At 41.0% G+C, this 26,818-nt stretch carries 19 protein-coding genes; 9 read left to right on the forward strand and 10 right to left on the reverse strand.

Annotation, left to right across the window (positions count from 1 at the left end):
* Positions 1–3 precede the first annotated feature (3 nt).
* Together ACYVIL_RS07945 and ACYVIL_RS07950 are read left to right on the forward strand one after the other, a co-directional pair.
* Complete coding sequence (locus ACYVIL_RS07945) at positions 4–1,050, forward strand: response regulator (protein ID WP_460312117.1); 1,047 nt, start codon at positions 4–6, stop codon at positions 1,048–1,050.
* 3 nt (positions 1,051–1,053) lie between these two features.
* Entirely contained in the window at positions 1,054–2,007 is a 954-nt protein-coding gene (locus ACYVIL_RS07950; RefSeq protein ID WP_460312118.1) for a GGDEF domain-containing protein, read from the forward strand.
* A 39-nt stretch (positions 2,008–2,046) separates the two neighbouring features.
* Here the strand turns inward: ACYVIL_RS07950 and ACYVIL_RS07955 are convergent, their stop codons facing one another.
* The 4 genes from ACYVIL_RS07955 to rapA all read right to left on the reverse strand — a co-directional run bounded on the left by ACYVIL_RS07955 (position 2,047) and on the right by rapA (position 8,490).
* Entirely contained in the window at positions 2,047–3,408 is a 1,362-nt protein-coding gene (locus ACYVIL_RS07955; RefSeq protein WP_460312162.1) for an AmpG family muropeptide MFS transporter, read from the reverse strand.
* Between the two features lie 593 nt (positions 3,409–4,001).
* A complete protein-coding gene (locus tag ACYVIL_RS07960) occupies positions 4,002–4,847 on the reverse strand; it encodes a DUF3530 family protein (protein WP_460312119.1) in 846 nt (281 codons plus the stop codon).
* A 62-nt stretch (positions 4,848–4,909) separates the two neighbouring features.
* Positions 4,910–5,614, reverse strand: a complete 705-nt coding sequence (locus ACYVIL_RS07965) for an RluA family pseudouridine synthase (RefSeq protein ID WP_460312120.1) — start codon at positions 5,612–5,614, stop codon at positions 4,910–4,912.
* 35 nt (positions 5,615–5,649) lie between these two features.
* Positions 5,650–8,490, reverse strand: coding sequence for an RNA polymerase-associated protein RapA (rapA, locus tag ACYVIL_RS07970; protein WP_460312121.1), 2,841 nt, complete (start codon positions 8,488–8,490; stop codon positions 5,650–5,652).
* A gap of 400 nt (positions 8,491–8,890) precedes the next feature.
* Between rapA and ACYVIL_RS07975 the strand changes: the two genes are divergently transcribed.
* Both ACYVIL_RS07975 and ACYVIL_RS07980 read left to right on the forward strand, forming a co-directional pair.
* Positions 8,891–10,288: a PhoH family protein gene (locus ACYVIL_RS07975; protein WP_460312122.1), complete on the forward strand. Its 1,398-nt coding sequence runs from the start codon at positions 8,891–8,893 to the stop codon at positions 10,286–10,288.
* A gap of 306 nt (positions 10,289–10,594) precedes the next feature.
* Positions 10,595–11,923: an aminotransferase gene (locus ACYVIL_RS07980; protein WP_460312123.1), complete on the forward strand. Its 1,329-nt coding sequence runs from the start codon at positions 10,595–10,597 to the stop codon at positions 11,921–11,923.
* A 110-nt stretch (positions 11,924–12,033) separates the two neighbouring features.
* Here the strand turns inward: ACYVIL_RS07980 and ACYVIL_RS07985 are convergent, their stop codons facing one another.
* From ACYVIL_RS07985 to ACYVIL_RS08000, 4 genes are all read right to left on the reverse strand, one after another.
* Positions 12,034–13,311 carry a type III PLP-dependent enzyme domain-containing protein gene (locus tag ACYVIL_RS07985; RefSeq protein ID WP_460312124.1) on the reverse strand — a complete coding sequence of 426 codons (1,278 nt, stop codon included), beginning with the start codon at positions 13,309–13,311 and terminating at the stop codon, positions 12,034–12,036.
* Positions 13,312–13,536: 225 nt separating this feature from the next.
* Positions 13,537–14,490 carry a hypothetical protein gene (locus tag ACYVIL_RS07990; protein ID WP_460312125.1) on the reverse strand — a complete coding sequence of 318 codons (954 nt, stop codon included), beginning with the start codon at positions 14,488–14,490 and terminating at the stop codon, positions 13,537–13,539.
* Positions 14,491–14,571: 81 nt separating this feature from the next.
* Positions 14,572–15,969 (reverse strand): siroheme synthase CysG, encoded by a 1,398-nt coding sequence (gene cysG / locus ACYVIL_RS07995; RefSeq protein WP_460312126.1) that lies wholly within the window; start codon positions 15,967–15,969, stop codon positions 14,572–14,574.
* A gap of 142 nt (positions 15,970–16,111) precedes the next feature.
* Positions 16,112–17,839: a DEAD/DEAH box helicase gene (locus ACYVIL_RS08000; RefSeq protein ID WP_303471276.1), complete on the reverse strand. Its 1,728-nt coding sequence runs from the start codon at positions 17,837–17,839 to the stop codon at positions 16,112–16,114.
* Between the two features lie 330 nt (positions 17,840–18,169).
* On the opposite strand from ACYVIL_RS08000, the gene prsT reads away from it, so the two are divergent.
* Complete coding sequence (gene prsT / locus ACYVIL_RS08005; RefSeq protein WP_460312127.1) at positions 18,170–20,911, forward strand: XrtA/PEP-CTERM system TPR-repeat protein PrsT; 2,742 nt, start codon at positions 18,170–18,172, stop codon at positions 20,909–20,911.
* Between the two features lie 723 nt (positions 20,912–21,634).
* On the opposite strand, the gene ACYVIL_RS08010 is transcribed toward prsT, so the two are convergent.
* Together ACYVIL_RS08010 and tolC are read right to left on the reverse strand one after the other, a co-directional pair.
* Positions 21,635–22,468, reverse strand: coding sequence for an ion transporter (locus ACYVIL_RS08010; RefSeq protein WP_303471272.1), 834 nt, complete (start codon positions 22,466–22,468; stop codon positions 21,635–21,637).
* Between the two features lie 125 nt (positions 22,469–22,593).
* Positions 22,594–23,931 (reverse strand): outer membrane channel protein TolC, encoded by a 1,338-nt coding sequence (tolC, locus tag ACYVIL_RS08015; RefSeq protein ID WP_460312128.1) that lies wholly within the window; start codon positions 23,929–23,931, stop codon positions 22,594–22,596.
* Positions 23,932–24,282: 351 nt separating this feature from the next.
* Here tolC and nudF point away from each other — a divergent pair, with 351 nt between their 5' ends.
* Genes nudF through ACYVIL_RS08035 form a run of 4 tightly spaced genes read left to right on the forward strand, consistent with a single transcriptional unit; the run spans position 24,283 to position 26,685 of the window.
* The gene (nudF, locus tag ACYVIL_RS08020) at positions 24,283–24,909 is read left to right on the forward strand and encodes an ADP-ribose diphosphatase (protein WP_460312129.1); all 627 of its coding nucleotides are present in this window, start codon (positions 24,283–24,285) and stop codon (positions 24,907–24,909) included.
* On the forward strand, positions 24,896–25,342 hold the full coding sequence (locus tag ACYVIL_RS08025; RefSeq protein WP_303471265.1) for a DUF1249 domain-containing protein: 447 nt from the start codon (positions 24,896–24,898) through the stop codon (positions 25,340–25,342). Before nudF ends, ACYVIL_RS08025 begins: the two co-directional genes overlap by 14 nt.
* Positions 25,343–25,353: 11 nt before the next feature.
* On the forward strand, positions 25,354–26,109 hold the full coding sequence (locus ACYVIL_RS08030) for a metallophosphoesterase family protein (RefSeq protein WP_460312130.1): 756 nt from the start codon (positions 25,354–25,356) through the stop codon (positions 26,107–26,109).
* On the forward strand, positions 26,110–26,685 hold the full coding sequence (locus ACYVIL_RS08035) for a YqiA/YcfP family alpha/beta fold hydrolase (RefSeq protein WP_460312131.1): 576 nt from the start codon (positions 26,110–26,112) through the stop codon (positions 26,683–26,685). It abuts the gene before it with no gap.
* The last annotated feature ends 133 nt before the right edge of the window (positions 26,686–26,818 follow it).

A 26,818-nucleotide genomic window follows, 5' to 3' on the forward strand; every position in this document is an offset into this window, starting at 1 on the left:
TCCGTGTCTTTTAATATATTGATATGCGACGATTCTGGTTTTGCACGAAAGCAAATGGCGCGTGCTTTACCTCGTGGCTGGGATATCAGTTTAAGCTTCGCCGAAAATGGCAAGCAAGGTATCGAAATGATCAAGGCTGGTAAAGCTGACTTGGTTTTTTTAGATTTAAATATGCCTATTATGGATGGTTATCAAACCATGCAGCTGATCAAAGAACAGGACTTACCCACGCTTGTGATTGTGGTCTCGGGCGATGTGCAACCTCAAGCCCGTGCCCGCATGAAGCAAATGGGGGCGTTAGATTTCATTAGTAAGCCAGTGGATAATGAAAAACTAACCACAATTTTAACCCAATATGGTCTTTATACAGAAAGTGATTTGCAATCAGACTCTACGGCTAGCAATGACATCAATCCAGCTGCAATGCCTACTTTGTCCCATTCTATGCATTTTACTATGGCCGAAAAATTGGACGTCTATCGAGAAATGGCCAATGTGGCAATGGGCCAAGCAGGTGAGAAATTGGCCAAATTGCTTAATGTGTTTATTGATTTGCCCATCCCCAATGTTAACTTGATTGACACTACAGAGTTACATATGGCACTCGCTGAAATTAGTGATAATGAGAGCGTGTCGGCCACTTCTCAAGGTTTCATTAGTGCGGGTATTAATGGCGAAGCCATCATGATGTTTAATGATTCAAACTTCACAAATATGGTAGAGCTATTAAATTACAAGCACGTTGAAATTAACGAATCCATCGAGTTAGAAGCATTGATGGATGTGGCAAATATTGCTGTAAGCGCTTGTTTGACAGCACTGTCAGAACAGTTAGATGTAACCTTTACCCATAATCACCCGATTCTTTTGGGACAGCACTGTGGTCTAGATGAGCTATTGAAAAGTAATGTGTCGAGATGGAATAAAGTGTTAGCTGTTGAGATCGGCTATGGAATAAAAGCGAAGTCTATAAACTTTGATTTACTCTTGTTATTTCCAGATAAATCAATCGATCTGATGTTTGAAAAACTGGTAGAAGGTAACAGATAAATAATGAGTGACGACTTCTCTGACATTAATGCACTGCATTGGCAGTTTGATTTACTTGGCTCAATTGAAGTGGGGATCACCGTACTAGACCGCGATTTTAATGTGCTGGTGTGGAATCAGTTTATGGAAAACAATAGCGGTATTCTGCCTAGTCAAATCAAGTATAAGAACCTTTTTGAATTTTTTCCTGAAATAGATAAAGAATGGTTTTTATTAAAAACCGAGCCTGTTGTTAGCCTTAAAAGCCCTGCGTTTATTATTTGGGAACAACGACCGTATTTGTTTAAATTTGAAACCAGTCGACCCATAACCTCAGCCTCAGACTTTATGTATCAAAATGTCACATTGTTTCCACTGACATCATTAGAAGGTGTGGTTGAGCAGATTTGTATCGTTGTATATGACGTGACTGATGAAGCATTGAATAAAAATGGCATCAAGGCCCTAAACCAACAATTAGAGCAAATTAGCCGAGTTGATGGCCTCACAGGAGTATTTAACCGCCGCTATTGGGAAGAGCAGTTCTCCCTCGAACACAAACGGATAGTGCGTAATGGTTTGCCGGCTTCTGTGTTGATGTTAGATATTGACCACTTTAAGAAAGTGAACGATACCTATGGTCACCCTGCCGGCGATTACATTATAAAAACCTTGGCTAATGTGGTGCAACAATCCATTCGAGAAACCGATCTTGCTGGGCGTTATGGTGGAGAAGAGTTTGCGATATTATTGCCCGACACTAACGCCGAAAATTCGATGATAGTGGCTGAAAGGATAAGGAGTAGTTGCGAAGCTTTACTGCCGGTTTATGACGGTAATGAAATACCGTTTAGTGTCAGTATTGGTATTGCAGAGTTTAAAGTGACTTATCAAGATCATATGGCTTGGTTAGAAAAAGCCGACCAAGCTTTGTACACATCTAAAAAGGAAGGACGAAACCGAGTCAGCAAGTTTTAGCAAAAAATTATTTGTATCTTTCATCTTTAGTTGAAAAACTCATCTCTGATCACGTTTTTCTAGCGCATAAATGTGATCTTTAATCAGCCATAATATAACTAAACTTGGCATCACCATTATGGCAGTGAGGATGAAAAAGAACGCCCAATTGCCATCCATCCAATCAACTAAGAAACCACTGGCAGAAGCCATAAGGGTGCGACTTAATGTGCCTAAGGAAGCCATTAGTGCATATTGAGAAGCTGAAAATGCTTGGTTACATAGTAGAGAAATAAACGCCACCAATGCAACTGAGCTCCAGGCTGCGGTAAAACCATCTACAAAAATAGTAGCGGCAAAGAGTGCCTTATCAGGGCCCACTACTGACATCAGCGCAAACATGAGGTTACTTGCTGCCATGGCAAACCCTCCGGTCATTAAGCCTCTGTATATACCATAGCGAACATTTACCATTCCACCTAACACAGCAAAAACAATAGTTACCCACCAGTTCAACAGTTTTGAATAGCTGCCAATGTCACTGTTGCTAAAACCTAATTCTTTATAAAAGACAATACTCATGCGACCTAAGAAGGCTTCACCAATTTTGAATAAAAAGATGAATGCTAAAATGGAAAGTGCCAGTTTTACGCTATTGCGACTAAAAAAGTCGCGAAAAGGCTCTACTAGTGTTACTGCCAACCAGTTAATTAAGCGCTGAGAGCCGTTTAGTTTAAGATCGCCCACCATGGCTTTGGCGTAGCGTGCACTGGCTGCCGCTTGTTGTTCAATGCGGCTAGTGACAGGCTCATCACTAAAAAAGACCATTAGCATGAGTCCTGCCATGATAGCGGCAAGAATGAAGTAAATATCCGACCATTGCCACCCTGCCATGTCGGCTATAAAAAAGGGAATTGCACCTAAGCCACCGTAACCTGTCCACCAACCTGCCGTTGCCATCGAGGATGCTGCAGCAAGTTTATCTTTTTCATGGGGGTGAATTATATCGATTCGGTAAGCATCAATTGCAATATCTTGGGTGGCTGAAAATATGGCAATTGAAAAGCCCACTAAACCAATAATCAACAGATTTTCCTGGGCGGGTACCACAGCCATAGCCACACAAGCAATAATGATCATTAATTGGGTAGTGACAATCCAGCCTCGCCGTTGCCCTAACAGTGGAGGTTGAACCCTATCCAGTAAAGGTGACCATAGAAAGTTAATTGAGTAAGCGATTGTAATTGAGCCAATTAAGCCAATAGAAGAGCGGCTTAGGCCACTTTCTTGCAGCCAAGCAGATAGTGCTGAGCCAATCATCACCCAAGGAAAACCACTGGCGATACCGAACAAAAAGACAAAAAGCAAACGCTTATCTTTGTAACAAAGAAGAGTATTTTTTATGGTTTCAGACACAGAGATTCAGTCGCTTAGGAAAAGCGTTATTGGATCACGTATGACCTGACAGTTCAATATCTATTTTAGTTAAGCAGCACAATGGGGGTAAGTTTGGAAGAGTTACGGTCGGATACCGATACAATCGAGGGGGTATTGTCCTTCACCCTCTAAATAATTGATACAGGCCTCTAGTTCAGAACGGAGATATTGATCGTGTAATAACTTTTGTTCTGGCCAATAGTTTAATTGATGCAGCAAATGCCAGAAGACTCGTTCTTTCTGGGAGTATGGTTCATCATCTCTTTTTTTGACGTGGGCCCATTCTTCAAGGGTATCCCAAAAATACAGGTCTAACTCTATATAGGGGATTTTATAGGACCAATACCCCCGGACAAAAAAAGCGAGTTGACCAGCTTTACTGTTTATAAAGTTCTTAATATTCACGGCTAGTTTGAGAGACTCCGGTTAGTGGAATACTAAGAAGTATAGACCGCAAATACGATATATGTTCCCAAGAAATCGAATAAAATTTTCATCTGATTGAAATACTGAGACATTCACTAAATATAAAATACTGGTTGCGGGGAGAATTAATTCACCAAATTAGCCTTCTTTAATTACCAGCCCATAAACGTTAACCAGCCATATATTTCTTTTCCTAAACGGGCGAATTGCTGGCTGTCCATCGTTTGCCCAGTGAGTTCCCTTTGTCGATACATCATTTTCAACGTTTTGGTTGATTGAATCTTACGTTGACTCACGGTTGCTTTTGCCCATGATGTATCCGCTGCAGAATATACATCAAGGTAAGGCATCGGTGTTTCTGCTACCCACTTAGGCAGCTGTTGATTGTAACTGCGGTCTGGCCACTGAAGGCTGATTGACACCATAGCATCAGGGTATTCTAATTTTTTCTCAGCATATATTTTGGTTAGCCACGCTGCGCTTGTGCCCTGAGCTATGACTAAGAAGAACCCATTGTATTGACGGGTTTTATCTTTGATAGCTTGCATTTGCTGGATAATTTGCTGTTCATGAAGATCAAATGCTTTTTGTTCTATTTGACTCATTGCAGCTTTATTTAGGGTGTTGTTGTTTGTTCCTGCGGTAGTGGAAGCAGGGGGCTGGCTTGATGCATTAGCATCTGGGTTGACGTCAGGATTTTCATCGGGAGTAGGCCAAAAGCCACTCGTAGGGGCCGGCATTATCATCGTTACCCAGCCAACGTTATTCAGGGAAGTCGAAAGTTGAGCCAACCCTTGAACACTGAATGGGTTTCTTCCTGATTCACTGACCATAACAGCTACGCCACGGGTCAGTGGCGTATTTGATTCAGAAATCACAATCGGTATTTGTTTTTCACCTACCAGAAGGACATCGAATTGATCGTCAAATTGGCTGCGCTGAATATCACTCAAAGCGGCTTCAGGGGATTGTATACCATGGGCAGTATAGCTGATCATGAATATGACCAAGCTGAGTATTCTGCTTAATGATAATTTAACCACGAGTGCTCACAATTCATTTAATTCCCACTATGGTCTATATCGGTAAGACCCCTTGAAGACTTGAATGAAAACGGCACTGGACATTCAAATGCCATGGGTTCATCAGATAACGGGTGGTTGAATTTAAGTGTTTTGGCGTGTAACTGTAAACGGTTAGCAGCTTGTAAGGCTTGTTCATGGGCGTACAGCCTATCTCCTAATATTGGATGTCCAATACTCAACATATGTACCCTTAATTGATGAGAGCGTCCTGTAACCGGTATGAGTTCCACAAGAGATTCTTGATCGTCACAGGCCAATCGCTTCCAGTGGGTTAGCGCTTTCTTTCCTCGTTCGTGATCTACCATTTGTTTTGGGCGGTTAGGCCAGTCACAAATCAGCGGTAAATCGATGCTACCTTGTTCTTCACTTAGCTTACCAAATACTCTGGCAACATAGGATTTAGCCGTTTGACGTAATTCAAATGCTTTGGATATTTTCCGATGGCTATCCATATCCAATGCCAAGACAATAAGTCCCGACGTTGCCATGTCTAAGCGGTGAACAATGGTGGCCGTTGGAAAGGCTCGCTGGACTCTAAGCTGTAAACTATCCTTATGTTCAAGTGCCTTTCCTGGCACAGTTAACAAGCCACTAGGCTTATTTAACACCAATATGTTTTCATCTTGATAAACGATATCGAAATAGGGATATCGGCTAGGGGCATAATTCAAAATTGCCATTTAAGCTGCATTTCCGTTGTATTTTATGATTTTCATTAATGATTATTGACCACTAACCTAACCGCTTCTAAATGCACTTCTGCATTCTCTAGAGCGTTGTTTAGGGCATCTAACTGATTACGGATAAAGTCTAATTCCTCTTCGCGAATGGACTTATTAACTAAACTCAAACTTTGTAGACGATTCAGTTCTTCCTGTAAATTATTCTGCATACTGTCGATACATTGTTGTTTGATTTCTGCAGCAGTTTCGGTTGCCATAGCAGTGGCTTGTTGGATGGCGTTTTCAATTTTTGATTGCAGTGCATGAATCAACTGAGCAGACATTTTAGGTTTCACTCTATCGAGCATATAAAACACTCTATCTGTTTGCTGTCCTTTAGGATCGACGGTAATTTTAATCGGAGTGGCAGGCATATATCGATTAACTTGTAAGTGCTTTTCGGCTTTTGTTGACAGTACAAACAAACATTCTAACCAATAATAGCCAGGTGGAAGAGACTTATCTCTGTTCATGGCTATGGCACTTTTACCTTGCACATCGGTAGTAATGGTATCCATAGCATGTTGCACCATGGGATGGTCCCAACTAAAAAAGTGTACGTGTTCCAGTTTTGTGGCAGTGTCGCGCTCATAAGTGATCGCCATGCCTTCTTCTTCAAGCCCTGGAAGTTGAGTGTGCATAGACTCTGTCTGTTTGAGTAAATAGCAGCCTTCGTCCGTCTCTTCTTGTAAAACACCAATGGTGTCGAATAATTGGGTCATAAAGCGTTCAAGTTTCGGGGAATTATCCGAGTCTTCAATACCTTCAATAAGTTGTTGAATTTTACCTTTGCCCGAAGAATTAATTTCTAGTAGTTTGTCTCTGCCTTGTTCCAATTTACTTTTTAGTTCGGCATAAATGCTTTGAGTGTCTTCAATGAGTTTGCGTTTGGCCAACTCATCATGGGGATTTTGTAGTGAACTGAGTAGCATTTCTTCTACTTCTTCGTAGACACTAGTGCCAGCAGGACAGGTTAGTTCAAAAGCATTCAGTCCATCGTGATACCACTCCAACATAACTTGTTGGGCAGAGTTCACAAAAAACGGCACGTGCAATTTAACGTCGTGTTTTTGGCCAATTCGATCAAGTCGACCAATGCGCTGTTCGAGTAAATCTGGAACTTGTGGTAAATCAAATAACACCAGATGATGAGCGAATTGGAAATTTCGCCCTTCACTGCCAATTTCGCTACAAATTAACACCTGAGCGCCGTCTTCTGATTGGGCAAAAAAGTTGGCTGTGCGGTCGCGTTCAACAATACTCAAGCCTTCATGAAACACACCAGCTCTGATACCCGACTTACGGCGTACCGCCTCGGCCAACATCAATGCAGTGGAAGCTTTGGCACATATGGTCAACACTTTTTCGCCCCGTAGTGTCTGTAAATGGTCAATAAACCAATCTATTCTGGGGTCAAAGTCTGTCCAGCTGTCAACTAATTCAGGGATCCGTTCCGGTGATAACAACCGGCTAGAATCAAGTTCAATTTCAAGATGATGTTCATACTCTTCGGGCATTTGCAAAGGATAGGACAGTAATTCACGGGCTGGAAAACCGCTAACCCCTGAGCGACTGTTTCTAAACAGTACTCGTCCTGTACCGTGTCTGTCTAGCAGTTGGTTAATTAGCTTCTCGATGCTAGCTGTGTCAGTTAAGTCTAAATTCGCAACTAAATCTTCACCGGCAAACTCTTGTATTCTTTGTATCGACTCTTGACTCAGGGTAACCTTAGTATCCGCTATTGTTAATAAGGGTTCGATGGCTTTGGCTAGCTGGCTATATTGTTGTTCTTCATGCACAAACTCTTGATAACTATGGAAACGAGCAGGATCCAAAATGCGTAGGCGTGCAAAATGACTTTCGTGACCCAATTGGTCAGGGGTGGCGGTCAATAGTAGAACGCCTTTTGTAACTTGAGCCAACTGCTCAATCACCTCATATTCCTGGGAAGGCTGGCCTTCAGACCAGGTTAGGTGATGCGCTTCGTCTACGACCATTAAGTCCCAAGGGGCTTCACACGCTTGTTGGAAATAGCGACTATTGTGAGTCAGAAAATCTAGGCTACAGAGTACTAATTGCTCTGCTTCGAACGGGTTACCGCTTTCTTCCGCCATGGCCTGGCAGCGTTCTTCATCAAAAATCGAAAATGCTAAATTAACTCGTCTTAACATTTCCACTAACCATTGGTGAACAAGGCTATCTGGCACCACAATCAATATTCTTTGTGCCCGCCCAGTTAACAATTGTTGGTGGATAATTAACGCCGCTTCTATGGTTTTACCTAAACCGACTTCATCGGCTAATAAAACCCGTGGAGCATGACGACGTCCTACTTCTGAAGCAATGTGCAACTGGTGAGGGATAATATCCACACGAGCACCTAAGAAACCTAATAAGTCTGACGTATCATGTTGGTACTGCTGGGTAATACACTTTTCCCGAATGTCGAACCATTTAGGTTCATCAACCTGACCCGCTAAAAGTCTTTTCTGTGGTTGGTTCAATTGAAAGTGATGATCGATAAAGGTTTCTTTTAAATCAACATCCTCCCCCGTGTCTAAGCGCTTACCGTGATAAGTTAGCATGCTGGCTTGTTCACTTATGCGCTCTACTATGAATTGCCAATTAGCATGGCTAGTAACCTTGTCGCCAATATCAAATGTAACGCGGGTTAGCGGTGCTGAGGCCGGCGCATAAGTGCGGGTTTCACCGATGGCTGGAAAAAGTATTTCAACCGTTCTATTGTTCACGGCAATGATAGTGCCCAGGCCAAGTTCTGACTCAGTATTGCTAAGCCAACGTTGCCCTAGAGCAAAGTTGTTTGTTTGTGTCATAGTAGAAAATCTCTTGAGCGTTACAGGCCAAATCTAAGTGTGCCTATGTTGCCAATTAAGGGCTTTCGCCAAATCATAAAGAGCGCGATTATAACGCTTATAATGGAGTTTTGCAGTGTGTTCTCACTCCCCCTATTAAATTAGTTGAAGGTTCGAAGAGAGTAATCAAAAATCACCCTAGTGACCTTCAGTGACGGTTAATTAATGACCTAATTTTGTTTGTGGAAATTCCATAGCCTTTAAGCAGTCTTTTGATATTTATAGAGTTTTTTATAACTTTAAAAGTCTTTTGTAAAAGTTGATGAAAGTGCTGAAAAAGTGGTTTATGGTAAGAATGGATTTAGTCAAAACCATGCCATGGGCCTATGTTATCTATGTGGGCAGTTAAACGGAGTAGCGGATGCCAGAAAAAGCTGAAATGAATACCAAACTTTATGTGCTCGATACCAATATCCTCTTACATGAACCCCTCGCTTTTCTCTCTTTCAAAGAACACGATGTAGTTGTCCCCATGACGGTTCTAGAAGAACTGGATTACATTAAAGACAGTAAAAAAGACGTAGCTCGGGATGCGAGAGTCTCAATTCGTGCAATGGAAGACTTACTCCATGAATCGACACCGGAACAAATGATAGAAGGTGTTGCAATGACTGGACTTGGCTCAGGTGAGTCAGCCCCTACTGGCCAGCTATCTATTTTTGCTGATCACGGTCTTCCTTTTGAGCAGCAAGTGTTCACCAGTAATGATAACGACAACCGCATCATCAATGCCGCTTTGCATTTACAAAAAATCAAGCTACCCAGACAGGTTGTTTTGGTGACCAAAGATATCAATATGCGCTTGAAGGCAAAAGGAGCCGGCTTAGCCCATGTTGAAGACTATCGAACAGACCAATTAATCAGTGATATCAAATATTTATCTAAGGGGTATCACACCTTTAACGGGGATTTTTGGGAGTGTGTGAAAACCGTGGATAGCCGAACCGAAGGCCGAGATACCATTCACACTATTGATAAAAAAGCCCTTCCCGAAGCCTATATCAATGAATTTTTAATTGATGGGGAAGAGCAATTCGCCGGGTTAGTGGAAAACATTACAGAAGATACGCTAGAGGTCCTTGATTTAGGTTACGATCGACTAATGGGGCGCAATGCCTGGGGTATATCGCCGAAGAATATTGGCCAAGCAATGGCATTCCATGCACTCCTTGACCCACATATTGATTTGGTGATTTTGACCGGACCTGCGGGAAGCGGTAAAACCCTGCTTGCTTTGGCAGCGGCGCTGGAAATGGTTATTGAAAAAAATATGTACGATAAAATTATCGTCACCAGAAGTACGCCAGAAATAGCCGAATCCATAGGCTTTTTACCGGGCACAGAAGAAGAAAAAATGGCACCTTGGTTAGCTGCCATTACTGATTCTTTAGAGGTATTGCATAAAAACGATGAAAACGTCAAAGGTTCTATGAGTTACATCATGGAGAAGGCCAATATACAGTTTAAATCAGTTAACTTTATGCGCGGTCGTAGTATCCAAAATGCCATTGTGATTTTAGATGAATCGCAGAATCTTACGGCTTCCCAATTAAAAACGATTATTACTCGTTGTGGCGAAGGAACTAAACTAATTTGTGGCGGAAACCTCGCGCAAATTGACAGTAATTACTTATCAGCAGTGACCTCTGGCTTAACCTATTTGGTGGAGAAATTTAAAGATTTCTCAGGCAGCGCTACCATTAATTTGGATGGGGTTGTACGTAGTCGTTTAGCCGAGTTTGCAGAAGAAAATTTGTAATTTTTGTGTTGCCAGCTTAGTCAATTTATAGCAAGGAAACGATAATGTGTTTCCTTGCTACAACCACCCTCCGACTACTTTTATATCGTTATTCACTTTTCTCCTAAAAATGCATAGAAGCATTTCGTCGCTATCCAACTATTTGACTGGTTTTAGACATTCTTCGCGGATCCTTATGGCAAGATGGATTAGGCCTAATGTTTTAAAAAATTAAAACAAAGGGTTGAAAGTTTGATATTTAATATTGCCAATGAATAGGTTTCAATAGGCCTTTGAATCAACGCGAATACGTTAATCTGAGGCATTATGACCAGTATTATTTATCCAGCCAGCAATCTTAAAAGCCAACCTAATCTCGTTATTGAAAAAGGCGACGGTGTGTATGTATACGACAATAAGGGTAAAAAATACCTAGAGGCTATGTCTGGTCTTTGGTGCACATCCTTAGGTTATAACAATCAAGAGTTGATTGATGCGGCGAGTGAGCAATTAAGCAAACTTTCATACTCACATATGTTTGGTGGTAAAACCCATCAGGTGGGCATTGATTTGGCTGAAAAACTAAGTGCAATGGTGCCAACCAAAGATGCAAAAGTGTTTTTTGGAAATTCTGGCAGCGACGCTAATGACACTAATATTAAATTACTACGTTATTACTACAACGCAATCGGGCAGCCTCAAAAATATAAAATCATTGCCAGAGAACGCTCGTACCACGGAGTGACCGTTGCCTCCGCATCATTAACTGGATTACCGGTAAATCACACTAATTTTGATCTGCCCTTTTCGGCATTAGGCATTCTGCGAACCGACGCACCACACTATTATCATGGAGCACTTGACGGAGAATCAGAGTCAGATTTTGTGGAGCGAATTACCGGCAATCTTGAAAAGTTAATTGTTGAAGAAGGTCCAGATACAATCGCAGCGTTTATTGCAGAGCCTGTGACGGGCGCAAGTGGTGTGATAGTGCCGCCTAAGGGCTACTATGAAAAAGTACAACAGATACTGAGTAAATATAATATTTTATTTTGGGCTGATGAAGTTATCACTGGCTTTGGTCGGTTAGGGGAGGATTTTGGGAGTAATGCCATGGGGATTCAATCACCAGATATTCTTACCTTCGCTAAACAACTCTCATCGGGCTACATACCTATTAGTGCATCTGTTATCAGCGGTGATATGTATACCCAGATTAAAGAGTCTAGCGAAAAGGTCGGGGCGTTTGGTCATGGTTACACGTATTCTGGCCACCCAGTTGGTTGTGCTGTGGCATTAAAAACCCTTGAAATTTATCAGCGGGATAAGGTCTTTGAGCATGCGGGGAACATTGGTGCTTACTTGCAAAGTCAGTTGCGAAGGATACAAGACCATCCACTGGTGGGCGAGGTCAGAGGTAAAGGTTTGATTGCTGCAGTTGAGTTGCTAGCCTGTGAATCACCCGCGAAGACTAGTGAAGTTGTTACTTTTGCTATGCATACCTGTCAAGAACTGGGAATGATAACCAGAGCGGTGGGAGGTACCTCCTTAGCGTTCTGCCCTCCGCTTATAACGACTAAAAGTGAAATTGATGAAATAATCTTTATCTTAGAAAAAGCGCTGGATAAAACCCTAGATTACATGGGAAAAATATAATCTCACCGTTAAATACAAGTTGAGCTTATTCCATAGGATTAATAATCAGCAGAGCCATGAATTGACGACATATTGGTATTATCAATATGTCGTCAAAGGAATATAGGCTGTCACATACGCGCCATTACTTCGGTTAGTGTATCTTGTTTACGAATACACGAGATATCTATGTGATTGTCGTTACCTTTTACGGCATAAACCGACACTCTAGGAAGACTGTTATAGTCAAAGTGGTTACTGAAATAGTAACCACCAGTATCGTGGATTAATACATAATCGTTTGCTTCTAATTTAGGTAAAGGTTTGTCTTTACATACTAAATCTCCAGCAAAACAGCATGGACCAGCTACATCTGTTTGTACTATTTCTGTATTCTCAGCATTTCGCACTTCTCCATGAGGCGTAAAGCAAGATACTCTGAGGGGCCAAGATTTAGGGGTAAACGCAGTTCTGGTTAATATTTGAGCGCCAGCATGTGTAATGGCTATGTGCCTTCCCCCCATAGACTTGGTGTACTCTACCCGTGTTAAAATAAAACCGTTTTTAGCTGTAATTGCACGACCAAATTCGGTTTTAACTCTGTATTTTCCATCGAATAATGCAGGTACAGTTTGTTTTAGAACATCAGCGTACTGCTGAAAACTGGGAGTGACTTCTTCACTTTCGAAATTAACCGGTAAACCGCCACCTATGTCTAGTTGCTGAATTTGCTGGTAGCCCACTTCACGATTGATATCTTCGGCAAGTGACACTAGTTCTTTTATGCCAAATGCCATCAATTCTAGCTCACACCCTTGTGAACCCGAGTGGGTATGCAGGCTAGTCAACCAAGGTCGTTGTTTATAAATTTCAAGGAGTTGATTACGATTATCACCATCTGCAAGGGCGTAGCCGAATTTCGATGTGGCAGTAGCTGTACTGGTGGAGGATATGCTTCCGGATCCGCTTTGAGGATTAATTCTAAATCCTATTATTGATGAGGAATTCACGTTTTTCGCTTTTAAACGATCTACTCTTTCTAGCTCTTGCAGATTATCAATGTTTATGGAAATACCTTGTTCGATACATTGAGTTAGATCAGATAGCGTTTTTGCAGGCGAATCAAAAATAGTTTCACTGTTCTCAAAACCGGCTTTTTGGGCAATTAATAACTCCCCTGGACTTGCCACCTCCGCTCCCATGCCCAACGATTTTAATTCTTTTAAAACATCGACCAATGCATTTGCTTTAACGGCAAAGGTGTGGATAAAAGGTTGCGGAAACGCGCAGTGTAGTTCTGAAACGGTTTGCCTAAGACGCTCGAAATCTGTTACGCCGATCGCGGTTACTTCATCATTCAGTATATTATTTTTTATCGCTAGCTGAACAATATTCTGCTTTCTGAACATCTTCAGATTCCTTCTGTCAATCTAATTTAAAGTTAAGCTATTTCCCGTTAAGCGGTGTGAACTAACAGAAATATTTCTGAATAAAATATAAGGTATGTCTGTTACTAGGTATATTAGTAATCCTTGTTAGTGGGATAGTCTTAAGTTATACCCAAGCTTTTTTGCTCAGGAAATGACGTTCAATTCTGGAATTGCGTCAAAGCCCAATGCTGAAGTGATAACTAGCTAAGGAATCATAACGACTGTGTAATTGCCGTTTGTTACATGCCTGGCTGTTTCATCCGATATTTCGCCTATGTTGATCACTGCTGGACCGGTTGGCTCAATTAAAACGTGCTGAGCGCCGCGAATATTGATGGACTCTTCATTTGGGCGCTCCCCTAAATTAACCGCTAGTAGTGCGTGATTGGGTAAATACACCATTGCCATGCTTAGATCTGGCAGCAGTGAACGCATTAAAGACGCTGTTAAGGTCGCTTTGCTATCGCAATCCCCTTTATTATTTGTGAGAACCTCCACAGGTGTGAAGAAGCCGGCACCATTAGAATCCACACGATTGGTTAGTTCATTGTACGGGATTGTTTGAATCCAACTCAGTAGCAGATTCACATAGCCACGGGTATCACTGCCTTTTTCTAGTTGTTCATATATAGCTTGAGCGGCGGGCAACACTATGCTGCGGCTCTCTTGAATGTAGCGGATATGATCTGGAATCACTCCCTCTTGGCCAACATGGTTAGTAAATCGGGTATAATGATGTTCATGCAGATAGTCATCAAAAGCACTTTGCTGTTTTTCTGACATGAGAGATTTCCACTTGTCTAGCATCTCAAGATGCCGACTGGAAACGCTTACCTCTAATTGTTCCCCGCGCTGTTGAATACTAACGCGGGCTTCTTTTGGATCGATTTTTTGTGCTTGTTTCATGAGTTCAACGTAAACGTAACGTTGTGCAATTTCTGGTTTGAATACCGTTTGATTTTTATACTGATTTTGGGCGACGGTTTTATCTATTGAAAAAGTTAAGGATTTGTTTTGATTACCTTGGTCTACCCACTGGTAGGCGAAGCGGTAACTCGTTTCGTCTGACGATTTCTCAAATTGCAATTGTTTCGCATGTATAGGGGCTACGAGCCCCGTGATCATTAATATGCACAGATTAATCGATAGTGATTTCATTGGCATTCACCCTCTGTTTACCTTAAGCATAGTAGCGAATATCAGAGTTGAGGTTAAATTTGCCCTTTCTGTATTTTATGGCTAGTAAGTGCTTTGTTCCGTTGCAAACCAGTTTAATTTGTCCCGCAGAGTAACAACAGTGCCTATTATGATTAAAGATGGTGGCTTTATTTCTGCTGCTTCAGCAACTTCTTGAATTGTAACTAGAGTACCGGTGACAACCTTCTGTTTATCTGTAGTGGCGGACTGTACCATGGCGATGGGCATGTCTTTAGGCATACCGTGTTCAATGAGTTTGTCACGGATAATTGCTAAACCAGTTATCCCCATATAAAAGACGATAGTTTGATTCTTTTGGACTAACGCTGGCCAATCTAGATCAATGGTATTGTCTTTTAAATGACCTGTAGCAAAAACCACCGATTGGGCATGCTCTCTATGGGTTAAAGGAATCCCTGCATAACTTGCTGCTCCGGTCGCTGCGGTAATCCCTGGTACTACCTGAAAGGCTACATTCCGATCGACAAGGGTTTCTATTTCTTCTCCACCCCGACCAAAGATAAAAGGATCGCCACCTTTGAGCCTGACGACTCTTTTGCCCTCTGTTGCTAGATCTGCTAGCAACACGTTAATATCTTGCTGAGGTAAAGTATGTTGGCTTTTTGCTTTTCCCACATAGATCTTTTCAGCATCTCGGCGAACCAACTCTAAGACTTCTTTGGATACTAGCCTATCGTAAACCACGACATCAGCTTTTTGCATTAAACGTAGGGCTTTGAAAGTGAGCAGGTCCGGATCACCAGGTCCTGCACCTACTAAATACACTTCACCGTGCTTTTTGTTTTGTTCATGGTTCGCCAATGATTCGGCAAACATAGCTTCTGCTTTTTGTGGATTGGCATTTAACACCTGTTCAGCCACTGGGCCATCTAAAATATCTTCCCAGAAAAATCTTCGAGCAGTAACAGAGGATAAACGCTGCTTAACCTGGTCTCTAAACTTTTCCGAAAACTCACCCAAGAGTGCAATTTTTTGGGGAATAAAAGACTCTAATTTTTGTCTTAAGTAGCGCAATAATACCGGTGCGACACCACCACTGCTCATCGCAATTACGATTGGTGAACGGTCGATGATAGACGGGGTTATAAACTTACACAGAGGTGTATTATCAACTACGTTCACCAAAATATTGGCCGCACTGGCAAGTTTATGAACCTGCTGATTCACTTCACTGTCATCTGTAGCAACAAAGATCAGGTCGCGTTGTTCTATATCACTTTGATGAAATTCTCTGGGTATAGTGGTAATTACCCCTTCCTCTGCAAACTGTTCAACCGTGTTGCACATCCAAGGTGCCACTACTGTTATCTCGGCTTTACTTTTAAGCAATAATTCTATTTTACGGGCAGCCACTTCTCCACCGCCTACCACGAGGCAATTTAACCCTTGAGTATCAATAAAAATGGGGAAGTAACGCATATTGGCTGCCTGTATTAATCGTTAAAAAGTAGATTCTGCGTGAAATTCTATATATAGCAAAAGTATTAAAAGCGAATTGATAGTTCTTTTGGTTATTTAGATTTTAAATCAAAAAACCCGCCTTGTGAGCGGGTTTAGTATTTTATCGTTTATCGAATTTACGTGATTTACGCTTTGGTGGCTCATCACTCCACTCGCGAATAGCCAATCGTTGTCCGGCTACACGGGTTTTTTCAAGTACCCCAAATGTGTTGGCTGGCATGCCCTTAGGTAAGTCAACGGTACTAAAGTTATCGAAGATTTCGATGGCACCAATATTCTTACTGCTAATATTCGCTTCATTGGCTATCGCCCCAACGATGTTGCCAGGCTTAGCACCGTGAGAGTGGCCTACATCGATTCTATAACGCTGCATACCTTCATCTGGCTTACTACTGCGATTACGACCTCGGCCACCACGCTCTTCTCTAGAACCGCGATCTCTACCACCGCGAGGTGCACGCTCTCTCTCGTTATAAGCAGGTTTAGCGTTTAGATCAGGACGATCCCCTTCCTTAAGAATTAATGGCTCATCACCTTGGGCAATTTTAGCCAAGGCCGCCATAATTTTTTCTGGGGCCGCTTCGGTTTCTTTTTGAATGGACTCAACAATAGGAATTAAGCTCTCGATTGAGTCATCTTGAATGGCTTCAATGACACTGGTTTTAAAACGTGACAAGCGAGTTTGATTGATTTCCGAAATCGAAGGGATCGGCATTTGCTCGATACTTTGCTTTGTTGCTTTTTCAATTGAGAACAACATGCGCTTTTCACGATGTGAAATAAATAGAATCGCATCACCTTGGCGTCCTGCACGACCGGTTCGTCCAATTCTGTGAACATAAGACTCAGTATCGTATGGAACATCATAGTTAATAACATGGCTTACGCGTTCAACATCAAGTCCACGGGCGACTACGTCAGTGGCTACTAGAATATCAATTTTGCCTTGTTTCAGACGATCAACGGTTCTTTCCCTGGCGTTTTGCGCAATGTCACCGTTCAAAGGTTCAACATCATAACCACGAGCGGACAGTTTGTCGGCCAATTCCACCGTTGCTGTTTTGGTACGTACGAAGATGATGACACCATCAAACTCTTCCACTTCCATAATACGCGTTAATGCTTCTAACTTGTGATGCCCTGCAACCTGACAAAAACGCTGTTTTATAGTACTGGCTGTGCTGACTTTAGAAGCAATTTTTACATGTTTAGGATTGTTTAAATAGCGTTCCGCGATTTTTTTAATTGGCGCAGGCATAGTGGCTGAAAATAACGCGGTTTGGCGTGTATCAGGTGCATGGCTTAATATCCATTCTACATCGTCAATGAAACCCATTCGTAACATTTCGTCGGCTTCATCTAATACCAAAAAGCGCAACTTGTCGAGTTTAAGAGTACCGCGCTTGATATGGTCAATAACACGTCCAGGTGTACCAACAACCACTTGTACACCACGTTTTAACTGGCGAATTTGGTTGTCATAAGATTGGCCACCGTAAATCGGTAAAACGCGAATTTTTTTCGAAAAGCTCGCGTACACTTGAAACGCTTCTGCTACTTGAATCGCTAATTCTCGAGTAGGTGCAAGAACTAGAAGTTGGGTGAAATCAGCCTCAATGTCTAAATTCGCCAACATAGGTAGTGCAAATGCGCCGGTTTTGCCGGTTCCCGTTTGCGCTTGGCCTAATAAGTCATGGCCTTGTAATATTAACGGTATACTCTCAGCTTGAATCGGAGAAGGTTTTTCATAGCCAACTTTTTCAATTGCTTGCAAGAGCGCTTCAGGTAGATTAAGTTCTTTAAAGGTTATATCTGTCGTACTGGTCATTCATGATCCCTGGTTACCGGATAAGTAATTAACTGACATCAGCTAATTACAGCTAAACAGGCAATCTTGAAAAGTGCCTAAAGGCCGGTATTGATTAAAGTCGTAGTATATTAGATAACCTTATTTTAAGCCAACAAAGGTCTCATTTCAGGCGATAATTTTTTGTTTTTTAACTGACTATTAACGATGGTTTAACATTAGAGGCTTAAATTTAATAAAATCGGTGTTAGTCTATAGTTTTTTAAACTAAAACCCGCTGTAAAAAAAATAATTAGCCTTGTAGGATATAGCCAATTAGAGCTAATTTGACATTAAGGAAGAGTTGACAATATGAGAACATTACTAATAGCAATTAGCGTTAGCCTCATTCTCGGATGTACCCAGAAGACAAGCGAAGAACATTTAACCTCAGCACAAGAATTCATTGCACAAAATAAGTTGAACTCCGCAGTTATTGAACTGAAAAGTGCAGTTCAAGCTGATCCTAGAAATCCTGCAGCCCGGTTTGAATTGGGTAAAGTGTACTTAAAACAAAAACAATATGAGAGTGCAGAAAAAGAGTTAAACCGTGCGCTAGAATATGGTCAACCCGCGTCAGATGTTATCCCCTTATTATCTCAGGCTTATCAAAATTCTGGCGCCTATGCAGAATTGAGTGAAATTGATCACTCCGAAGCGGGAATGACGCCAGAGCAAGAAATGGAAGTGGGCTTTTTCAAGTTGCAATCGCTGGCTCAGCTTGGCAAAGAAGCGGAAGCGAAATTGTTATTGGAACAGCTAAGTACGATTAATGCAGATACTGTGTACACCGGATTAGTGGAAGTTTTTGGTTTAGTGTTAGAGCAAAACGTTGATGAGGCGGTAAGTAAAACAGAAGCACTTGCTCAAAAATATTCCGACAATGCTGATGTACTTAAATTGCAAGGTCAATTGTATCTGCGCACTCAACAGGCTGATAAAGCTGCTGAAGTTTATGTGAATTATTTAGAGCAATTTCCTGACGATACACAAATTGTTTTTGTTTTGGCGAAACTGTTAGTCGATAACGGAAAAGTAACCGAAGCGGAACCTTATATCGACCAGTTGCTAGCAATTAACCAAGAGAACGCGCTACTAAATCAACTAAAAAGTGTTGTTAGTGCAGCGAAGAATGAGCATGAAAATGCGCAAAAATACGCTGAAAAAGCAATTCAAAGTGGCCGTGGTGACCCGGTCCTGAGATTGATTGCAGGTTATGCGGCTTACATGCTTAAAGATTTTGAAGCTGCGAACACCCATTTATCTTACATTGCCAGTTCTTTACCACCCAATCACCCAGCATTAAAAATGCTAGCTGCAAGCCAATTGGAGCTTGGTTTATCTGAAGACGCTAGCAATGTGATAGAAATGTTCAGTGAAGTGACTGAGGAAGATGCTAAGTTGTTTAGCAAAGCTGGATACGAATTAATTCGTGCGGGCAATCTGAATGAAGCCAAAGAGGTCGTAGCGCGCTCAGCTGAAATAAGCCGCTCGGCAGAAGATTTAACTCGACTAGGGGTGTTAAGGCTTTCTCTAAACGACGTCAGTGGCATCATAGATTTAGAAAATGCACTTGAACAAAGTCCAGATATGGATGTGACCAAAGCCACATTGGCAAATGCTTACTTAATGACTGGACAGTTCGATAAAGCGAATACACTAGCTGAAGAGTGGATTGCATCTAACCCGGATGATTTTAAAGGTTATATGTTAGCCGGAGAGTTAGCCACTAAGCAAAAAGACTATGACACGGCCCTAGCGATGTACAAAAAGGCTGAAGTCTTAGACCCGGAAAACGGTTTAATACAGTTAGCTATTGCTAATTTAGATATTGCTAAAGGTAATAGAGATGAAGGTCATCAAAAGTTATTGGACATTTTGGCGAAGAAACCAGATTTTGTGCCTGCGTTAGCATCATATTACCTGTCTCATTTGCAATTGAAAGAAAATGCGAAAGGCATGGAACCTGCCTTAATTGCTTTGCAAAATGCTCCGCAAAATATCGGGCTGAAATTACTTGTCGCTCGTATGTATTTAACCGAGCAAAAATGGAACGAGGTTTTAGCAACTTTAGAGGGCGTTACTGCAGATAAAGAAACCCCCGCAGCTTACTGGAATTTAAAAGGCAAAGCATTGTTAGGAATTGGTGGTATTGCCGATGCAAATCAACATTATGATAAATGGATTGAGGTATATCCAAATAGTAAAGCTGCCAACTTAGGTAAAATGTTGTTGCTTGATGCCAAAGGCGCATTTACGGAAGGTGCAGAGCTAAGTAGTCGTTTTCTTGAGGCTCGCGATGATTTAAGTGTTGAAGTATTAAGAACCCACTTTTTAGTGATGTCTAGGCAGTTTGACGAAGCACAAAAAGCGCTATCTGAGTTACCTGAAGCAACTCAACAGCTTCCTGTTGCGAAAGGATTCAAAGCTCGGATCCAAATGTCTAATAATGAATATGCTGAGGCTCTTGAAAATTCTGAAGCGGTTTATAGCGCGGTTCCTAATAGCCGAAATGCGGTTTTATTAGCAATAAATTTGGAACGACTTGAGCAGAAAAGCCAAGCCCTAACATTTTTACAACAACATGCGGAAAAATACCCCGATGATATTGCTGTGAAGATGATGATTGCTGAGCGGCAAATAAGTGGCGATGAAGCAACCGCCATAGCGACGTATGAGAAAACCTTAGAGCTAAATCCAAATAATTTTGTGGTGTTAAACAACCTAGCTTATCTGTATGCACAAAATGGCCGTTTGAAAGAAGCTGAAAAGTACGCTAAACAAGCGGTAGAGCAATATCCAGATAACCCTGATGCTGTTGATACTTTAGCGCAGGCTTTAATGAAGCAAGAAAAGTATGATGAATCCTTAAAATATTATGATCGAGTCATCAATGATTCCATGAAAAATAATGAGATTTATCTTAATTATGTAGAAGTGTTATTTGCAAGTGGCAACAATACTTTAGGTAGAAGAAAACTGAGTGAACGCACGTTTACCGCTGAAAACAATATTGAGCGAGTTAAAAATCTGAAGAATCAATATGGAATTTAACGCAACAAGGTTTTAGCTGGAATGTTGGAACTCGCGGTTTTTTAAAAAGGGAGCAATTGCTCCCTTTTTAAATTTACAAAATAATTCAGAAAATATTTCTAGTCTTTTTTGAAATTCTTACATTTCTTTGAAATAGGAAAATTAACCACATTATTCACTGGAACTGTGGATTTTTGGTTTGAACTTTCCCTATTCAAATCTATACAAACTAACTTAAAAGACTTTCCAGCCAAGTGCTTGAATGGTTCTGAGACTCTTTTAATACGCATAATTTTATTCCATTTGTGATTTTAGTAGTGCTGAAATTAAATTCGCTCACTACTATTATCTTTGTTAGCTATTCTGTGTTTTTCGTTATCTAAACTCTTATAAGCGAAAACAATGCCAGCTTTTAGAAATTGAATAATACAACTTTTGGCGCTTTTTTGGTTATTTAATTTACCTGATTGTTATGATTAGCTATACTTTTGACGTTTGATTCCTTTTAGAACGCCTCAACGTCAATTATTTTTTGACGCTCTATCTTTATAGTGCAATTAACACCAATTTACTCTCATTTGCGATGAATATATTTCTAAATCGGTGAACATAAATCTTTACACGGTGAAGAGCGCATAAGGGAATATGCAGGAGAGATGACGCTTCTATTTTGAAATTTTACCTGACCAATCCGCTAGTTGCACTTTGGCGGGAAGTATTAGCAGATTGGCAGGTTTGTTGGCGCTATTGTATTTCAGTATTTTTACATTGATGGGTTTGATTCAACTTATGAATCTGTTGATGGATATCACTCAACTGTTTAGACAAGTCTGCAATTGTTGGCTCGCCCCGCTCTAACATTTTCTCACTGCGTGCTTTTTCATTTTCCTGCTCCATGACATTAACGACAATGCCTATAACCATATTTAAAAAAGCGAAGGCACTTAAGAATATGAATGTTAGATAAAAAATCCAACTAAGGGGGTAAACTTCCATCGTTTCATACATCACGTCAGTCCAATCTTCAAAGGTCATGACTCTAAATAGGGTTAACATTGAAATGGTGATGTCACCCCATAACACAGGGTTAATTTCCTCAAACAAGGTGCTGCCAATCGCTCCGTATATATAAAATATAATAAACATGAGTAACATTACGTAGCCTAATTGAGGCATGGCTTTTACCAAAGAGGTTAATAACAACCTTAATTCAGGAATAATCGAAACCATTCTGAGTACCCTAAATACTCTCACTAAACGCGCGATGATAGCCATATCAGTATTGTCTGCAGGTATAATACTGACCAGTACGATTAAGGTGTCAAATAGGTTCCATAAACTTTTAAAGAAATCTCTTTTTCGCGGTTCTGCAAAAAATCGTATGGTTATTTCAGTGAAAAAGAAAAAGGTGATAAACCAATCAAGAAAGGTGGTGACAGAAATGAGGGTAGGTGACATTTCATAGGTTTTTGCGCCAACTAATAACGCAGAAAAAATAATGACTGAAATCACTACAAGCTCGAATATTTTGTTAGAACGAATTTTTATAAATTTGGCTTTTATGGCAGAGGCATTCATGTCAATTGAATTCCAAACAAAGAGTTAAATAACGCGCTTAAATGATATCAAAGAGTGGGTTTAAGAAACCATAAAAAATCCGCTACCGACAACGCCGGTAACGGATTTTTTGAGCATTCAGAGGATTAAGATGCTGGTCTTAGTCCTTGATTGATATCTATTAAGTCTTGTTCAGTCAAATTACCCGCAGAACGTTTTAAAGTCATGACAGCAGAGATAAAATCATAACGCGCGCCTGCAAGATTACGGCGAGCATCAAACAGATTACGAGTGCTGTCTAAGACATCAACTATTGTACGCGTACCCACATCAAATCCAGCTTCTGTGGCTTGCAGTGCACTTTGGGCGGAAATGACCGCTTGTTCGAATGCACGAATAGTGGATGTTGCTGCCACTACATCATTATATGAACTGCGAATAGAACGAACCGTTGAGCGATGAATCAGCTCTAGGCTTTCACTGGCTGAGATGTAATTATATTTTGCCTGAGCTGTTAGCGAGCTGACGCTACCGCCAGAATAAATAGGTACAGTTAAACTCAAACCAATTGAATCATTATCTCGCTTAGGTAAGGAAAGGTCACCAACCTCAGTATCGTCACTGCCAATCGAGGCGGTAAGATCTAATGTTGGGTAATGTCCTGCGCGAGCATTTTTAATATCTTCTTTGGCTATCTCTGTTGCTAACTTACTGACCATTAAATCTAGGTTTTTTTCTTCCGCTATTGATAACCAGCCATCAACCCGCTTTGGTATTGGACGGGAGGCTGAAAAACTCTCGGTGTTGAGCACGGACAAGTTGTCGTGATATTTACCGGTAATTTCACGCAATTCTTCTAATCTAAGTTCAACTAAGTTCTCAGCGACAATCTCTTGAGCAACGGTGTTGTCGAAATTAGCCTGAGCTTCGTGAACATCTGTAATGGCGGTTAATCCCACTTCAAAACGTTGCTTTGTTTGTTCCAATTGGCGCTCGATAGCGCGTTTTTCTGCTTGCACAAACTCTAAGCCATCTTTAGCCCGCAGCACTGCCAAATAAGCAATGGTTGTTCTAACAATTAGCTCTTGTTTGGCTAATGCGAAACTAGTATCGAATTGTTGAGCGATTTTTTCGGCACGATTTAGACCAACCCAGTTTTGGTGGTCATAAACAGATAATGAAAGGCTAATGTCCCAACCTAAATTAGTGGTTTCATTATCAATTACGATAGGGCCAGTATCTAGGTTGGCAAAAGTAATGGATTCTTGAGTGCTTTTAGAGTAGCTAATAACACCAGAAACTTGAGGCAGTAAGTTCGCCCGACTGATTGATATGCCTTCAAAAGCTGCGTCACGATCAGCTTTTGCTTGATTGATCGTAGGATCTTGTTCCAGTGCGCGTTGATACACCTGATAAAGATCATCTGCATAGGCTTGAGTGGCCACGCTAAAGCCAATAAGCAGAGACAGAATTGATTTTTTCATTTGCTTTCCTATTTATGTTCCGTAGTGTATTGCATGATGCTAGTTTATTCGATTATTTTTATTTCGATTCAAAGTGTAAGTAAATCAAGCGTTAACCGAAAACGATAAGTGGTAACAGTATCCTGAGAAGTGTAACAGAATATGTGTGCTAGAACCTATGTTCGGTATTATTTAACTAGGTTTTTGCACCAATGTGCACTTCAATAGTTTAATTCATGTATTTTACCTCAATCTTTAAGATAAAAGTGTTTAAGCCAAAAATAACTTGTTATTAGGCAATGAGACTAAGTGTTTATCAAGGTAACTGAACCGATAAATTAGCAGATTTATATGAAATATGGAGTTTAAAAATTGAAACCTTTTCCAACCTTCGGCAAAGACGATTTGAAAATTAGTCAAACTAAACCCTTATATGATGGTTTTTTCAAGCTTATCGATTATCAATTTACCCATCGATTATTTGCTGGGGGATGGAGTCAATTGGTTAAACGTGAGGTATTGGAGCGTGGTCATGCTGTCGCAGTTTTGTTATTCGATCCCAAAGTGGATGAATTCGTTTTCATCGAACAGTTTCGCATAGGAGCTTTTGCTACAAGCCAATCACCCTGGTTGATTGAGATAGTTGCAGGTATGATAGAACAAGGTGAATCTATCGAAGAGGTATGTCGTCGCGAAGCGTTCGAAGAGGCTGGCGTGACGATTAAGCGTTTGCATAAAGCATTGAGCTACCTTTCAAGTCCTGGTGGAACCACTGAACGCATCCATATTTACATTGGAGAAGTGGATGCTTCCACTGCGCAAGGCGTGCATGGGTTGGAGCATGAGAGTGAAGACATCTTGGTGCGTCGTGCAACTAAGTTAGAAGCAATTGATTGGCTAAACGAAGGGAAAATCGATAACGCTGCCACGCTTATCGCGTTACAATGGTTTCTTATTAACGAACAAAAAGTACGTGACATTTGGCATGACAACACTTAGTAGACAGCGCAAATATGTTCCAAACTTACCGTCTCTGTTGGCGGTATGTGAGGCTAATTATGCCCGTTTACTGCGTTTATTGCCCGATTGTGACACTGTGACCTTAAGTTATACGTTTGAAATTAACGATGGTTTGTACTACCGAGTTAAAATCATTGATAGTAGTCGTTATACCAGCACCCTTGAATTGGCACAGTTAGCCGATGGCGTACCGGCTTTTTTGCGTCCAGTAATGCAAATTCGACTTTATCACGATGCCAATGTTGCTGAAGTTCTCAGTGCGCAGCATATTGGTTCGTTAAAACCCAGTTACGCCTACCCCAATACGAATATGCATCAGCCCAATGAGAAAGAAATGACCAACCGTTTCCTTGCAGAGTGGTTATCGTTTTGTTTACGACATGCTGAGTCAATAGGCTCATCTGAGACTTAGCGTAAATTAGCATGGCTAAAATAGTACAATTAAGTGATTGTCATTTGTTCAAAGATAAGAACAAAACTGGCTACAATAATATTAATCCCTACCAAACCCTACAATTACTGCTTTGCAAGGTTGCGCGGCTCAATCCCGACGGCGTCTTAGTGACTGGCGACATTTCAGGTGACGATAGCGCACAAAGTTATCAGCATTTTTTTGAATTGTTGGAGCAATTTAATTTGTTGAACAAATTCAAGGTGGTGGCTGGTAACCACGACCAATCTGATTTATTCGACGAGTTGCTAACACATTTTGATTTAGCTAAAAGCCGACCTTGGCAACAAGATAGCTGGTTAATTCATGGTATCGATACCCGACATGAAGGAACCCTGGGACAGGTTTCGGTTGAAAATTTGCAAAACTTAAAAAATAATTTGCAAGACGCTTCAGAGCGCTTTCATTTAATTGCTTGCCATCATCACCCCATACCATGTGGTGGTTGGATGGATAAACACCAGTGGCTTAATGGGCATAATTTTGTTGAACAAATAACGCAATTACCGCAAGTAAAATTGGTGATTTATGGGCATATTCATCATGACACTCATCAAATGATACGCCAGTGTTATTTTCACTCATGCCCGTCAACATGCTGGCAATTTGCTAATCAAGCCGATTTTTCCGTAAGTAATGAAATGCCGGGGTTTAAGCTCTATCAATTACACAATGATGGTACTTTTAATTGCACCACTATTCGTTTGCAACAGGAACAACTAGATTAAATGGAAAACGTATTAATTTATATTCACGGTTTTATGAGCTCTCCGCAATCTGTCAAGGCACAACAAACTATTGATTATGTGGTGGAATACCATCCAGATTTGACAGTGGAAGTACCACAAGTACCAAATTACCCTTTAGATGCGGCGCAAATGCTAGAAAGCCTGGCAGGCAAATATGAAGGAAAAAGTCTACGTTTTATTGGTAGTTCTATGGGCGGGTTTATGTCGACTTATTTGGTCGAGAAGTTTGGGGGAAAAGCGGTACTGATTAATCCTGCTGTTCGTCCTTTCGAATTATTGGAAGGGTTTTTAGGCACTCATGTCAATCCCTATACCAATCAAGAGTTCACTTTACAAGGGACCCATATTCAACAACTTCTTGATTTAAATACCCCAGAACTGTCTGATCCCCAAGCCTACTGGGCGCTATTGCAAACCGATGATGAAACTCTGGATTATCGCCAAGCTGAGCAAAAGTATGCGAACAGTCGACTGACTATTGAACAAGGGGGGGATCATAGTTTTCAAAACTACGCTGATCATCTACCCGATATTTTTAAATTTTTGCTGTCGTAAGCTGTTTTCCATGGCGATAGCCTTCAGGTTAGCAAAGGGTTTAAAAAATGTCATGAGGGAATGAGTTGAGAAAACCCAATATGTTGATTGCTCAGCGCATCTTGAGTTGATAACATCAATGCTATTATGGGTG

The sequence above is a fragment of the Aliiglaciecola aliphaticivorans genome (assembly GCF_054782055.1).